Origin of the sequence: Knoellia pratensis, assembly GCF_042666395.1 — a bacterium.
Classification (GTDB): domain Bacteria; phylum Actinomycetota; class Actinomycetes; order Actinomycetales; family Dermatophilaceae; genus Knoellia; species Knoellia pratensis.
In genome coordinates this window covers 292,810-307,649 of record NZ_JBHTDJ010000001.1, presented here as the reverse complement: position 1 = coordinate 307,649, position 14,840 = coordinate 292,810, and the positions used below count along the sequence as shown (strand labels likewise).

Below are 14,840 nucleotides of genomic sequence, written 5' to 3'. Positions count from 1 at the left end.
GCGGCGATGAGCGACATCCCCTTCAAGGTCTCGGGCACGGTCCTCAAGGACATGGCCTACAGCCAGCGGTGGGCCGCCTTGGCCGCTGCCGAGGTCGACCTCGCGACCTTCGCGACATGGGACAAGCACCTCCCGCGCGACCGCCGCATCCTCGTGCCGATCGATGTCCAGGCGTTCGTGTCACCCACGGGTGGCAGCGACCCGGTCGTCGCCGTGGCCGGGCGCACCGGAGACCCTGCCCCCTTCGATGCCGGCGCTCCGCTCGCGGCGGGCGTGCATCTGCACTGGGCCATGCCGGACACGCTGCTGCGGGGGGCGACCGACCCGGTGACCAACGCCCTGGAGCTGCCCGTCCTCCCCGACCGCTGGGTCGTCATCCGGCACCTCTACCCGGTCGGCTCTCGCTCGATCCACGTGACCGGCTGGGTCATCGACGCGATCACCGGCGTCGTGACGTCGCTGCTCGACTACTCCGGTGCCGCGACCTCCGCGCCCGAGGCCGAGACCTTCGTCCCCCTCGACGGGTTCCGTGGTGGGTCACCCCTGTGGACAGCGGCGTATGCCGCGTCTCGCAACCGCTTTGCGCTCCACGACCCGCTGACCGACTTTGCCGGCCTGGCACCCGCGGCGCCGCAGGGCTGGGACTCCGGGAGGGCGGCATACACGGTTGCGGGGTGGTGGAGCGGAAGCGCAGGCGACCCGCTCGCGGCGGCCACCGGACCCACAGACCTCAAGCGGATCATGGGCGAGCTCGGCTGGGCCCTTGGCCTCGAGGGCGAGGACTCGTGGGAGGAGCCGCCGGACCCGCGAGTCAACACCCTCGTCCGCAGGATGGGTCTGACGTCGGCGGGCGGTGCGACGCCGACGACGGTGGTGCGGAAGTACGGGACGACGACCGTGCGCGAGGAAGAAGTCGCACCCACTGCGGGCCTGCCCGTCAAGAGGACGGAGCGGACGTTCATCGGGGTGGCCCCCACGCGGTATCACGCCCTCTGTCACGGCAGCGTCCTCGGCGTCCCGATCGACGGCACTGCGGACGGACTCGACGAACGTCCGCTGTCGGAGGACCTGGGCGCCTCGGCCGGACTCGACCTCGACGACGTCGCCGCCGCATTCGCAGCGCCCGGCCTCGCTGCCGGGCTCGGTCTCAGCCCGGAGCAGCGCCAGTTCTCCGAGCGGCTCGTCGCCGCCTTCACGGGCGGGACGCTCGCCGAGCTCGGCGCCCAGGACGGGCTCGCCGACCTCGAGGAACGCGAGCACGCCGACGGCTTCTGGTCGCTCTCGGGGCCCCCGGTCGAGGGCAGCCACGACGACGTCGTGCGAGCCGAGGACTCGTCACCGTTCGGCCCGACCCGCGTCGGTCGCAAGGGTCGCGGGGCGATGGCCGACTCCGGCTTCGAGGACGTGAAGGTCGAGTTCACCCAAGGCGTGCGGATCTTCGCGGCGGAGCGCACCGCCAAGACGCGCGCGGACGGAGCCTTCTCGGAGCGTCTCGTCTCCATCGATGCCATGAAGAACGAGCGGCGAACCCGCGCCGGCACCCCGCGACCGTCACCGTCCGCGGGTGCGCCCCCCACCGGTCCGACCGCGCGCACCGTGCCCAAGGCGCCACCGCGCCGCTATCGCCCGGCTCCGCTCATGGTCGCCATCTCCGGCGTCAAGCCGAACCAGCGCCACCACGGCGACGGCCTCCACGACGGCGGGCTGCTGCGCTGCCGGTACCCCGGCGAAGTCGTCTCCGCGAGTGAGGGTGTCGTCGAGGGCGCAGTCGTCGTCCCGACCCTCGGCAACGGCGCCATCCCGCCCGAGGTGACCCGCATCGTGCGCGAGGCAACCCTTCTCGACGGCTACCACCACGGCTGGCTCGCGGCTGCCGGCGCGACGAACCGCAAGGAGCTCGGGCCGGTCCACGTGCGACTCGTTGCCGAGCTGGCCCGCATCCACGGCGCGGACGCGGCCTATGACGGCACGGGCATCGGGGCGCTCACGGAGATCGCCCGCAGGGCCACCGACGGCGCCATCCGGCGGGCGGCCGTCGACGAGGGCAAGGTGAACTGGACCCGAGCGGCCCAGCGTCGCAGCCCAGCGGCAGTCGACAGCGCCGCCGAGCTCGCGGCATACAGCGTCCTTCACGGAACACCACCGAGCCCGGTCGCGATCACGAACTGGCGGCAGCCCTGGGTTCCGCTCTTCCTCGAGTGGCGGGTGCGACTCGACGGAGCTGCCTCGGTCGACGGATGGGACCTCGGCTCGACCGATCTCGTTGGCGCACAGGCCTCCTCACCGATCACGCGGACGTATGCCGGCCGCTCACCTCTGCACCGCGGCGTCGGCGATGCGCTGTCGGAAGGCATTCGCGAGTGGCTGGAGGCCGAGCAGCGCCGGGACGCGGCGGACCCGTCGAGCTCCCAGCTGGAGGACGCCGACGAGGTGGCGCTGGGCGATCTCGCGAACCTCCTCGACCCGCTCGATCTCGCGTCGGCGTCGCTCGACGGTCTGCGGGAGCAGCTCCTCGGGATCCGCTACGAGGGGATCGTCGTGCGCGACGAGGACACGAAGAAGCCGGTTGCCGAGGCGCTGCCGGTGCCGATCTTCGGAGGCATCGCCACCATCGAGGAGCTGCGTCTCGTCGACGCGTTCGGTCGCACGCTCACAGTGCCCGTCGACGACGTGCTGACGACGACCCAGCTCGACACCGGCACCCCCGGCAAACTGCGCCTCACCCCGCGCATCCAGAACGCCGCCCGCTGGCTCTTCCGGCTCGTCGACCCGGCGCACCCGCTCGAGGCGGATCCGGCGACTGCGCTCGAGGCGTGGGTCGACCAGGTGCACGCGGACGTGGCGGTCAACCCGGTCTGCGGCTACCTGCTGCCCGACCACATGGACGAGTCGCTCGAGGTGTTCGACCGCAACGGCGACCCGATCGGCGAGCTGACCCACGACTCGGTGAGTGACGCCGTGACCTGGGAGCCCGCGCCAGGTCGGCCGATCCCGCCCGATGCCGGTCCGCTCACGGAACTTCCGACTCACGCGCAACACGTCGGCCTCTTTGCCGACGGGGTCGTGCGCGCGGACATCGCCGGTCGTCACGCGGCGCAGGAGCCGGGTGAGTCCAGTGCCCTGACCGCGTTGCTGCGGGCCGTCGACTCCACGCTGTGGACGGTCGACGCGTTCTCCGCCTTGGGCACCCCGACGATCGCCGGGCTGGTGGGTCGGCCCATCGCCGTCGTCCGTGCCACCCTGCGACTCGACGCCCCCGACGACGTCGACGAGGTGACCATCACCGCGGGAGGAGGCGGAGGTGACGCGGTCGCGGCGCGGCACGCGGCATACGCCGAACTGTCCCGACACCGGTTCCCCGTCCGCATCGGTGAGCTCGGGCGCAGTGATGACGCCGTCCTCGGATTCTTCGTCGACGACGACTACACGCACTTCCATGTCGTCGACAAGGTCGTTGCCGGCGTGGCGCTCGACAGCGGTCGACACCGCGGGCAGCTCGGCCTCCTCGGCGACAACGACGTGCCGGCGGTGCGCCCGCTCGACCACCCGTACCTCGAGCTCGAGGACACCGTCGTGGTCCGCGTCGGCGAGACGCGACGGCTGACGATCCTCATGCTTCCGGGCGGCAAGGTCCACCTCACGTCGGGCATCCTGCCGCGCAAGTCGCTCGCCCTGGCGGATGAGTGGGTGAGCAAGGGGCTGCGTCGGCTCGTCCCGTCATTGCGGACCGGGCCAGTGCTCGTCGACCCGGCCCAGATCCGGCTGCCCAAGGTCGCGTCGTTCGGGCCGGACCAGCAGTTCACCCGGCGCACGGGGCCGCTGACGTGGCGCGATGACCCGATCGTCGCGGCATCGACGTCGGCGTATCTGCCGCCGATGCCGCACGAGGCGCAGGAGGGCTGGATCCGGGTGGCGCCGAAGCCTGCACCCGGTTCCGAGCCCGCCCCCGCGGGAGGTGCGCCATGACCCCCCACGATCCCGGAGCCGACGCTGCCGCTGCCGCTGCCGCCGAGGCCGCCGAGGCCGCCGAAGCCGCGTGGGCTGCCGCCAGGGCAACGAAGCGGGGCAACGCCCGACGGCGTCAGGCCTGGCGAGAGGAAATGCGCGGCCAGCCCGACCGGGCCGCGCTCGCCGACGCCCTGGCCCGGCTGGAAGCCGCCGACGCTGCTCCCCGACGCGGTGGCCGTCGAGGGCCCGGCCCGCTCGCCGCACCCTCCAACACCGCCGCCGGACGGTGGGTACCCATCGGGCCGTCCGTCGTCCGCCGGGGACAGGCGGCCGGCCGACCCCGTGTCACCGGGAGGATCAACGACCTGGCCGTCTCGACGAACGGGTTGCGTGCCTACGCCGCCTCGGGCAACGGGGGCCTCTGGTACACCGACGACGCGGGTTCGACGTGGTGCGCGGTCGGGGGTTGGGTCACGCGTGGGCGGGTGGCAGGCGGGCGGGTCAGCGCCCTGACCGTCGGCTGCGTCGAGGTGGTCTTCGGTGCCGACGCCGCCCACGACCTCGTCCTCGTGGGCACCGGCGATGTGGCCGCGAACGCCGGGTTCGCCGGTGCGACCACGGGCGGCATCGGGATGCTGTCGGCCGTTGGGCCGGTGACCCTGTCGGCCACCCACGACGACCCCTGGGAACCCGACGTCAACACGTTGGCGACGTTCGAGGGCGCCCGCATCTATCGGATCGTCCATGACCCCGCGACCGACGTGGGTGAGACGACGGGTGCGCGGCGGCACCGGATCATCGTGTGCAGCTCGATCGGACTGTTCGTCGGCCTGCGCCAGGCAGTGCCGGCCGCGGGTGGGTTCCCGGCACGCGGCACCTACCAGTGGACGCCGTGCGCAGTGGCATTCGCGGTCCCGCCGGCCCCCGCCGGCTGGCCCGGGACCCCGGTCTGGACCGATGCCTTGTGGCTGCCCGGGGGACGCCTCGTCCTCGCGGTCGACACCTTCGGTCTGGTCACGAGTGACAACGCCGGCGTGACGATCGCCCCTGTGCCGAGCCTGAGCTGGCCCGCCACAGCCATCGACGGTCGGCTCTCGCTGGCGCGCGCGGCCGGCAACCGCATCTACGCCCTCTATGCCTCGGGTGGTGCGGGCGTGGTCGAGCAGATCGCCGATGCCACCCTCAGCCCGCCGGTGTCCGTCGTCCTCAACGGGGTGCCGGCGGGGATGCCGGCCGTCTTCGGCTCGGGGCAGGGTGACTATGACCAGTGCATTGCCGTCGATCGTCAGCCCGTGCCGGCCGCCCAGGACCTCGACGGCACGGCAGACAGCACCGTCGACCGCCTCTATCTCGGGGGCGACACCCTGTTGCCGACGGGTGTCCCGGAGTGGGTCGGGTCGGTGTGGATCGTCGACGTCCAGGCCGGCCAGACCATGGTGCCCGCCCCCGGGATCTCCACCCTCGGAGCGCCCCCGGCCGGCGCCGGAGCGACCGACGCCGGACTCGTCGGCAACACCATCCACCCCGATGTCCACTCCATCCGGCTCACTGGTCCGGTCGGCAACCGCACGGTGTGGGTGGGATGCGACGGCGGCATCTTCGTCTCGACGTCCGGTGGGCGCGTCCACTCGTTCGCTCCCCGGGTGAGCGGCCTGTCGACCCTCGAGGCCGGCTTCCTCGCCTCGCATCCGCTGTCGGGCCACTACCTGGGCCTCGGGGTGCAGGACAACGGAGTCCTCGTCCGCACCGGCGACACGGTGTGGGAGGAGGTCTACCGCGGTGACGGTGGCGGTGTGGCCTTCCACCCGACGCGTCACCACGTGCTCGTCGGCCAGTGGACGGGAGGCGCGTGGCAGGGCAACGACGCGTCATTCATCGACCCGCTGCACCGCAACCCGCTCAACCCGAACTGGGGCACGATCACCGCCGATCGCGAGTTCGGGCTCTCGGCGTTCTATTCGGGCGCAGCGGCCATCGCCCGCGGTGCCGGCGGCAGGGTGGCGGTCGGGACGAACCGCGTCTGGGTCACCGACGACCTCGGTGGGGTGGGCCCGTGCACGTGGCGGGTCCTCCCGGTCCACACGTCGGTGACCGGTGCCAGCTCGGGCGATCGCCGGACCGCGGCCGGTGCCGACATCAACGTCGCCGCGACAACCCGTGGGGTACCTCGTGGAGGAACGCCCGTCACGAACTTCGGCGCCGTCCACACCACCAAGTGGGTGTCGGACACCGAGCTCCTCGCCGCCTTCGACAACGGCATCGTCCGCTACCGGCAGCTGCCTTCCGGCAACTGGGTGGACAAGCGTTGGTCGCTGCGCGCGAGCGCCGTGCTCATCCCTCGCGACCAGACCATCACCGACCTCGCGCCCGTCCCCGGAACCCACGACTTCTATGTCACGACCCTCGGCACGCTCGGCAATGACACCGAGACGGTCTGGTGGTACTCCTCCGCCACCGATCACTTCCGCCGCACCGGTCTGCGCCGGATCCTTCCGGGCCCCTTGGGTGTGCTCGGGCCGTTGGACCCTGCGTATGCCGCCGTCGTCGACCCGGGCCATCCGGACCAGGTCTATGTCGGCACCGCGACGGGGGTCTGGCGCGGCACGCGTCGTGACGACGCCGGCCTGCACGACTGGGTCTTCTTCGACAACGGGCTCCCTCAGGCGGGCGTCCAGGACCTCGCGATCTGGGTGGACCCGACCGTCCCGCCCCTCCCGGCTGCGCCGCCTCCCGTCGCTGACCGGCCGCGTCTCCTGCGAGCGGCGGTCCAGTCGCGCGGGGTGTGGGAGGTCGACCTTCTCGCCGATGCCCGACGCCGGACCTATCTGCGGGTCCACAACCACGACGACCGCCGCACGCTGCCGACGCCGATGACCGATCCTCGCCAGCCGCCGACGGTGGCCCTGCCCTCGCACAGCAGTCCCGACATCGTCATCCGTCCGCGCGTCCCCGTGGCGGCACCTCCGGTCTGGCCGGGCGGTCCGATCAACGTCGGCAACAACCCCAACCCCTATCAGCTGTGGCAGTTCCAGACCGCGCTGCGCTGGAGGCACCCCAACATCGTGCCGACGGGGCAGTGGATCGATCCACTCGGCGACATCGTGGCCTTCGAACGCAACCGCCTGGCCCTTCCTCCCGGTCAGTTCATCGACCGCGTCCTGTGGGACCCGATCGTGGGGACCCGTCTTGCTCCCGACTTCACCGTGGCGCCGGGTCCCGTGGGTTCCTTCGCGGTATGCCGTCCGGCCTGGTCCACGCCGACCGTCCCGACCCTGCCCGCCGGCGAGGTCGACCTCATGGAATGCGTTGTCCCTCCGGGCTTTTCGCGAGCGAACTGGTCGGTCTACTCGGAGCCGTCGACGGTGGACCTCCTGCTGCACCACCGGGACTCACGGACCGTGGCCGCGGGGGATTCCTGGGCCGTGCTGCTGTGGCGTTTCGTGCCCACCCTCGCGGACGGTCTGACGGCGCCGGTGGCGGGAGTGGTCGACCTCCACACGCGGGCGTGGACCTCGGCAGCGCAGGGCGGGCCAACGCCTGCCGGCTGGACGGTTGCCCGACTGCCCGACGGTTCGGCGCGACACCCGCTCAGCGTGCCGCTCGACGCGCGGACCCCGCGTGCGATCTCGATCGACGTGGACCTCACCGCTCCGGCGCTCCCGGCCGTGGCACCGGTGGCCGTGGTGTTCCTCGCTCTCGTCGGGTCGTTCAACGACGACGTCGAGCCGCCCAACAACCCGACCCTCCCGATCGCACCCTTGCCGGTCACGGTCGACCAGCTCGTCCGGCAGTGGCCGTATGCCGCGTGCCGAGTCGTCGCCCTCGGCCCCCGTCCGACAGTCCCCGCCGTCCCCTAGAACCCGACTTCGTGCCCCGCACGGATAGAACCCGACTTCGTGCCCCGCACGGACACGATCGTCGGCCGAAGGCCTCCTTCTCGTGTCCGTGCGGGGCACGAAGTCGATCATCCGCCCTATCGAAAGGACCACCGTGGAACCGTTCTTCGAGCAATATCCCGTCCTCCTCATCCCTCTCGTGATCGTCATCGTCGAGGCGTGGAACGCCGTGAAGTCCCGGGTGAAGTCGTGGCGGGCGAAACCCGACAAGGTCGCACGGTCGTGACCCGGCCCAAGGGCCGCTCCACGTCGAGCACCCCCGGGGAGTCCGAGCTCGGCGGGCGTCAGGAGCCACGACGTCCCCGGCCGGCGAGCGCCTCCGACGCGCTCGCGTCCCGAGGTCGGGCTGGCAGCGACACCGTGGGTGAGGAGGAGCCGGAGTTCGGTGAGGTCGCGACCGATGCCCTCCTCGATGCCAAGGAGAAGGCGAAGTCGCGACGGCGCAAGAAGCCCGGACCCACCCGCGAAGGCGGGCCGAGCGACGGGACGGGAGCGGGTGGCATACCCGATCTGTTGACGGAACCCACCGAGTCCACTGAACCCACCGAGCCGACCCGCGCTCCCGACCAGCCGGGCGGCTGACATGGTGACGATCCGCTCCGACCTGCTCCTCGACGACGCCGCGACCGGCATCCAGACCGGGACCGTCGGAGAGCCGAGTGTGTCGGCATCGAGCACCGGCTTCTTCGTCACGGGCAACTGGTTTGCGACGCACTCGGAGGACCGTGGCGCGAGCTGGCAGTTCCTCGACCCGTTCACCGAACTGCCCGCGGACAAGGGGCGATTCGGGTGCGACCAGGTGACCCTGCGCGTCGGGCGGTTGTGGGTGTGGCTGCTGCAGTACGAGCCGCCGGCGCCGGGCAAGGGCAACATCCAGCGGCTCGCGGTCTCGACGACTGGTCGGCCCGGGACGTGGCGTTGGTGGGATCTCGCGCCGACCGACCTCGTGCCGTCGTGGCGCTCGGTGTGGTTCGACTTCCCCGACCTCGGGCTCACCCGCAAGCACCTCTATCTGACGACCAACGTCTATGACACGCAGGACCGATGGGTGCGCGCGGTCGTGGTGCGCTGGCCGCGATCGGGGCTGACGAAGGCCGGACCGCTGCCGCACGAGCACTGGACGACGACGACCGCCGGATCCTTGCGGCCGGTGGGCGGGGCCGGGACTGCGGGTGCGGGCGACACGATGTGGTTCGGCTCCACCGACCTCGCGTCATCGTCGCTGCGCGTGTTCGCCTGGCCCGACGCTTCGCCGTCGGTGACCCAGTGGTCGGTGCGCGTCTCGCCGTGGGACGACGGGGACTACACGGCGGCAGGCGTTGGTGGCGTTGGTGGCGTTGGTGGCGCCGAGTGGCTGACCCGGGCCGACGACCGCATCACCGGGGCCTTCCGGCTCGGGTCGCATCTCGGCTTCGCGTGGTCGTCGGGTCGGCGGGCCGGGCGACCGCATCCGTTCGTCCGCTGCGCGATCATCGACGAGGCGACCCTCAAGGTGGTGGCCGAGCCCGATCTCTGGTCCGCGACCGGGGCGTGGGCCTATCCGGCGCTCGCGCCCACGGTGTCGGGAAAGGTCGGGGTGGCGGCCTACTTCGGGGGCCAGAGCCGACCTGCCCTGGCCGTCGGGTCGCTGTCGGGCTTCCCGCCCAGGGCCGGCGCCGTCCCCGCCTGGGACATGGCGACGGTGGCGACATCGAGCCACTCACCCGTGGACGGCAAGTGGGGCGACTACCTGACGATCCGCCCGCATCCGTCGCGACGCACGTCCTGGGTGGCTGTCGGTTCGACGCTCCAGGGCGGGACGAACCGCCGCAACCTCGAGCCGCGGGTCGTCGTCTTCACCGCGTGAACTTTCATTGAGCTGGAAACCATGGAGGAGACCGCACGGGCCCCACCACCGACCCAGCACAGTGCCGGATCGCTTGGTCCCGTGAACGATCGTTGCAGGTCACGGCCTTGCTGTGACCTGGTTGTGGGTTAGTGGCATCCGCCTGACAAGGGGGGAAACGCCGTGACACGGTGGCCGGATGAGTTCCTCCGCACGCGTTTGGGGGTCCCGTGCCTCACCCTTGGAGGAGGTACCGGACCGAATCCGCATCGTCATCGCAGATGGCCACGATCTGTACCGCCGCGGCATGCAGGCTGTGATCGGCCTGGAACCCGATCTTGAGATCATCGCCGAGGCCGCGTCCGGCGATGAGGTTGTCGAGAAGTGCTTCGAGTTCGATCCTGATGTCGTCCTGCTCGATGTCCGCCTGCCCGGCAACAGGGGGGTGGAGGCGTGTGCAGCCATCAAGGCGAAGGCGCCGCGCACCAAGATCCTCATCCTCACGGCATCTGACGACGAGGCCGACCTGTTCGCGGCGATCAGTGCCGGTGCCAGCGGCTACCTCCTCAAAGACCTGACGACCGAGCAGCTCGCCGAGTCGGTCCGGCTGGTGCACGGCGGCCAGTCGATGATCCCGCCCCACATGGCCAGCCCATTCCTGACCGAGTTCGCACGCCTGAGCATGGCGCCACCGATGGAGGCTTCGGGGCCGCCTCTCAGCGATCGTGAACTCGAGGTGCTCAGCCTGTTGGGCCGTAGCCGGACCAACCGGGAGATCGCGGCCGAGCTGTTCATCAGCCAGAACACGGTCAAGAACCACGTGCGCAACATCCTCAAGAAGCTCCAGCTGCACTCGCGGGTGGAGGCAGCGCTGTATGCCGCGCGCCAGGGCCTTGTCGATGGGTAGCGACCGTGGCTGGTGCCGTTTGCGATGGATGCCGAGGAGTAGTGCTGTCAGCGCGGGACGGGCGTGAAGGTGAGCCCGGCCCCGAAGTCGGGATCGGCGGCCAGCCACTTCCAGAGGTGCGTGGCCGCCTCGTCAGCACCGGCCACCGTGGTGCCCATGTGGCCCGAGTCGTCGGCGTGCTCGAGCAGGAACGAGCCGTCGGACTCGCGATAGATCTGGGCAAAGCGCTCACCGGTGTCGAGGACGAGGAAGGGCTCCTCGCCGCCCACGCCCTGGACCAGCGCGGTGAGCCGATCTCGGGTCAGTGCACCCAGGCGTGCGCCGTCACCACCGCGCACGCTGACGGGCAGCCCCGGCGCCGGATGGTCGACCGAAGTGGAGCTGAGGTCGGCCAGGACGAGGCCGTGGCGGGCAGCGAGTCGCAGGAGCGTGAGCAGCGCATCGTCGGCGCTCGGGTAGGGCACCGGCACGAAGAGCGCCTTGGCTGTCGGCGTGAGCGGCCAGACCGAGATCCACTTCTCGTCGTCGGGAAGGCTGTCGACGATGGTTGCGAGCTCAGCGTGGAAGGCGGAGATGCGCGGGTCGATCGTCTCGACCGCGGACTCGTCCTCGGTCAGTCGCGAAGCAGCGGCGAGGACCTCGTCATCGCTCCCGCCCGCAGCCTCAGGGACCAGGGCGACGAAGTCGTAGCTCACGGTTCCTCCGTCGACTGCTCGAGCGCCGTGGCGACGATGCGTGTCCCTGACGCGAGGACGGTCACCGATCCGTGCGAGGCGACCGCGTCGTCCCACCCCGCCGGTGCGACGTCATTGCCCTGGCCGTCCAGGCGACGGAGCAGGAAGCCCTCGTCGCCGGGACCGTCGACGACGAGCAGGGTCGCGCGATTGAGGAACGACCAAACCTCGGCGCTCGAAACCTCGACGTCGCGCAGGGTGATCGTGGGTTCTCCGTCGCGCAGGGTCAGGGCGACATGGTCGGGGTCGACGAACTGGGGCATGTGTTTCAACATAGCGAAGGCACGCATCTGTCCACAGGCGCTTGGGGACAAGCTGGGGACCATCGCGCAAAAGCGTGTGGACAACTGCTCGGTTTCGGTGCACAACCGACGCCTACCTGTGGACGGCCAAAATACTTGAAGAAGTTTTGCGAAAGCCCTTGTGGCACAGTGCAATTGGGCGTAGAAATCTCTTACGCACTCCCCCCGGGGAGAGCGGGACAGCTCGGAGACGAAGGTCCACACGGCGGGTTCGCTCGCTGCGGGAGCCAGGTGACGTAGGCACCCGGGACCGGAGGCAAAGAGAAGTCGATCGGGATCGTCACATCGACCGGTCACCCTGAAGGGCCCTTGGAACTCATACTTCCGAGGGCCCTTCGCCTTTCCCCGAAGCTCCCTGCGAAACCTCTCACTTCGCTTGATCGCGGCGAGGCGAAGTGAGAGAAACCCACTTCCGGCGGGAAGTGTTTTCTTGACAGGTTCAAGAAAAGGCGCGAGGGTTGAGCGCGTGCCCGTGGACGTCGAAGAGCTGCTGCGAGGGGCGAACCTTCGGGTGACCCGCCCCCGCGTCGCCGTCCTCCACGCGCTGCACGACAGTCCGCACGCCGACACCGGAACGGTGATCGAGCAGGTGCGCACCCGGCATACCTCGGTCTCCCACCAGGCGGTCTATGACTGCCTCAACGCGCTGACCGACGCGGGCCTCGTGCGCCGCATCCAGCCGACCGGGTCCGTGGCGCGCTACGAGCTGCACGTGGGCGACAACCACCACCACGCCGTATGCCGGGTGTGCGGCTCGATCACCGACGTCGCCTGTGCGACCGGCAAGGCTCCGTGCCTGCACGCACGGGACCCGAAGGGGTTCGCCGTCGACGAGGCCGAGGTCATCTACTGGGGCCTCTGCGCACACTGCCAAAAGTCCACTGGGACAACCGAACTCACTTAAAGCCACCAGCACCACATCCGCCAGATCCGCAACAGATGAGAAGGGACGCCGATGACCGTCAACGACAACAGGACCGACGACGCCGAAGTCAGGGAGATGAACGAGGACTCCCCCGCCTCCGAGGGAGCCGGCGGTTGCCCCGTCGTGCACGGCGCCACGTCGCAGCCGACCAAGGGTGACCCGAACCGCACCTGGTGGCCGGACCGCCTCAACCTCAAGATCCTCGCCAAGAACCAGCCGGTGACCAACCCGCTCGGTGAGGACTTCGACTACGCCGCAGCGTTCGAGACCCTCGACCTCGCCGCGGTCAAGAGCGACATCGCCGCCATCCTCACGACCTCGCAGGACTGGTGGCCGGCCGACTTCGGGCACTACGGCCCGTTCATGATCCGCATGGCGTGGCACAGCGCCGGCACCTACCGCGTCGCGGACGGTCGTGGCGGCGGTGGCACCGGCCAGCAGCGCTTCGCCCCCCTGAGCTCCTGGCCCGACAACGGCAACCTCGACAAGGCCCGCCGCCTGCTGTGGCCGGTCAAGAAGAAGTACGGCCAGAGCCTGTCCTGGGCCGACCTCATGATCCTCACCGGCAACGTCGCGCTCGAGACCATGGGCTTCAAGACCTTTGGCTTCGCCGGCGGTCGCGTGGACGCGTGGGAGCCCGATGACGACGTCTACTGGGGCCCCGAGACCGAGTGGCTCGGCGACGAGCGCTACACCGGTGAGCGCGACCTCGAGAACCCGCTCGCCGCCGTGCAGATGGGCCTCATCTACGTCAACCCCGAAGGCCCCAACGCCAACCCGGACCCGGCGCTGTCCGCGATCGACATCCGAGAGACGTTCGGCCGCATGGCGATGAACGACGAGGAGACCGTGGCCTTGATCGCCGGCGGTCACACGTTCGGCAAGACCCACGGCGCCGGTGACCCCGGGGCCCACGTCGGACCCGAGCCCGAGGCTGGCCCGCTGGAGAACCAGGGGCAGGGTTGGCTGAGCACGTTCAACTCGGGCAAGGGCGCCGACGCCATCACGAGTGGGCTCGAGGTCACCTGGACCGCGACGCCGACCCAGTGGGGCAACGGCTTCTTCGACCACCTCTTCGGCTTCGAGTACGAGCTCACCCAGAGCCCGGCCGGTGCCTCGCAGTGGGTCGCCAAGGGCGCCGAGGCCACTGTCCCGGCACCTGACGAGGGTGGCGCCAAGCGTCTCCCGACGATGCTGACGACCGACCTCGCACTCAAGGTCGACCCGGCCTACGAAAAGATCTCGCGCCGCTTCCACGAGAACCCGGCCGACTTCGCCGACGCGTTCGCTCGGGCCTGGTACAAGCTGACCCACCGCGACATGGGCCCGGTCGACCGCTACGTCGGACCCGAGGTCCCGTCCGAGGAGCTCCTCTGGCAGGACCCGATCCCCGCCAACGAGTTGGGGACTTCGGCTGAGGACATCGCTGCTGCCAAGGCCGCGATTGCTGACGCTGTGTCCAACGGTGATCTCACCGCAACGCAGCTCGTCAAGACCGCCTGGGCTGCGGCTGGCTCGTTCCGCAGCAGCGACAAGCGGGGTGGCGCCAACGGTGGCCGCATCCGCCTCGAACCCCAGCGTTCGTGGGAGGCCAACGACCCGAGCGAGCTCGCCGGTGTCATCGGCAAGCTCGAGGAGATCGCTGCCGCGCGCAACCTCTCGTTCGCTGACGCGGTCGTCCTCGGTGGCAACGTCGGTGTCGAGCAGGCCGCTCGCGCCGGTGGCGTCGAGGTCGAGGTGCCCTTCACCCCGGGCCGTGGCGACGCGACCCAGGAACAGACCGACGTCGAGTCGTTCGCATGGCTCGAGCCGAAGGCTGACGGGTTCCGGAACTACGACCGGAGTGACAACCGTCTTCCGGCCGAGTACCTCCTCATCGACCGCGCCAACCTCCTCGGCGTTTCGGCTCCCGAGCTGACCGCCCTCGTCGGCGGCCTGCGTGTGCTCGGTGCCAACTCAGGTGGCTCGACCGCTGGTGTGCTGACCGATCGTGTCGGGACGCTGTCCAACGACTTCTTCGTCAACCTGCTCGACCTGGGGACGACGTGGACCTCGGCCGGCGGCGACACCTACACGGGTCGTGGCGCCGCTGGCCAGGAGTGGACGGGCACACGCGCCGACCTCGTCTTCGGCTCGAACTCCGAGCTCAAGGCCGTCGCCGAGGTCTACGCCTCCGACGACGCGAGCGAGAAGTTCGTGCACGCCTTCGTCGCTGCCTGGGCCAAGGTCATGGACGCCGACCGCTTCGACGTCAAGAAGTAGCGCCTGAAACTTCGTGCCCCATACGGACCGGACAGCGAACG

The 14,840-nt window shown here is 70.4% G+C and carries 10 protein-coding genes; 8 read left to right on the top strand and 2 right to left on the bottom strand.

The genetic code is table 11. From position 1 onward, the window contains the following. Positions 1-6: 6 nt before the first annotated feature. From ACFQRE_RS01490 to ACFQRE_RS01465, 6 genes are all read left to right on the top strand, one after another. A complete protein-coding gene (locus ACFQRE_RS01490) occupies positions 7-3,966 on the top strand; it encodes a hypothetical protein (RefSeq protein ID WP_380118067.1) in 3,960 nt (1,319 codons plus the stop codon). Beyond that, on the top strand, positions 3,963-7,805 hold the full coding sequence (locus tag ACFQRE_RS01485) for a hypothetical protein (RefSeq protein WP_380118065.1): 3,843 nt from the start codon (positions 3,963-3,965) through the stop codon (positions 7,803-7,805). The genes ACFQRE_RS01490 and ACFQRE_RS01485 overlap by 4 nt, the downstream gene beginning before the upstream one ends. A gap of 133 nt (positions 7,806-7,938) precedes the next feature. Next, positions 7,939-8,070 carry a hypothetical protein gene (locus ACFQRE_RS01480; RefSeq protein WP_380118063.1) on the top strand — a complete coding sequence of 44 codons (132 nt, stop codon included), beginning with the start codon at positions 7,939-7,941 and terminating at the stop codon, positions 8,068-8,070. Then, positions 8,067-8,426, top strand: coding sequence for a hypothetical protein (locus tag ACFQRE_RS01475; RefSeq protein WP_380118060.1), 360 nt, complete (start codon positions 8,067-8,069; stop codon positions 8,424-8,426). Before ACFQRE_RS01480 ends, ACFQRE_RS01475 begins: the two co-directional genes overlap by 4 nt. A gap of 1 nt (position 8,427) precedes the next feature. Continuing rightward, positions 8,428-9,690: a hypothetical protein gene (locus ACFQRE_RS01470; protein ID WP_380118058.1), complete on the top strand. Its 1,263-nt coding sequence runs from the start codon at positions 8,428-8,430 to the stop codon at positions 9,688-9,690. A gap of 178 nt (positions 9,691-9,868) precedes the next feature. Next, complete coding sequence (locus tag ACFQRE_RS01465) at positions 9,869-10,576, top strand: response regulator (RefSeq protein WP_380118056.1); 708 nt, start codon at positions 9,869-9,871, stop codon at positions 10,574-10,576. 47 nt (positions 10,577-10,623) lie between these two features. On the opposite strand, the gene ACFQRE_RS01460 is transcribed toward ACFQRE_RS01465, so the two are convergent. Both ACFQRE_RS01460 and ACFQRE_RS01455 read right to left on the bottom strand, forming a co-directional pair. Then, on the bottom strand, positions 10,624-11,271 hold the full coding sequence (locus tag ACFQRE_RS01460; protein ID WP_380118053.1) for a hypothetical protein: 648 nt from the start codon (positions 11,269-11,271) through the stop codon (positions 10,624-10,626). Next, a complete protein-coding gene (locus ACFQRE_RS01455) occupies positions 11,268-11,573 on the bottom strand; it encodes a hypothetical protein (RefSeq protein WP_380118051.1) in 306 nt (101 codons plus the stop codon). Before ACFQRE_RS01455 ends, ACFQRE_RS01460 begins: the two co-directional genes overlap by 4 nt. A gap of 505 nt (positions 11,574-12,078) precedes the next feature. Between ACFQRE_RS01455 and ACFQRE_RS01450 the strand changes: the two genes are divergently transcribed. Together ACFQRE_RS01450 and katG are read left to right on the top strand one after the other, a co-directional pair. Further along, on the top strand, positions 12,079-12,516 hold the full coding sequence (locus ACFQRE_RS01450; protein WP_380118049.1) for a Fur family transcriptional regulator: 438 nt from the start codon (positions 12,079-12,081) through the stop codon (positions 12,514-12,516). 51 nt (positions 12,517-12,567) lie between these two features. Next, a complete protein-coding gene (gene katG / locus ACFQRE_RS01445) occupies positions 12,568-14,799 on the top strand; it encodes a catalase/peroxidase HPI (protein WP_380118047.1) in 2,232 nt (743 codons plus the stop codon). Positions 14,800-14,840 lie beyond the last annotated feature (41 nt).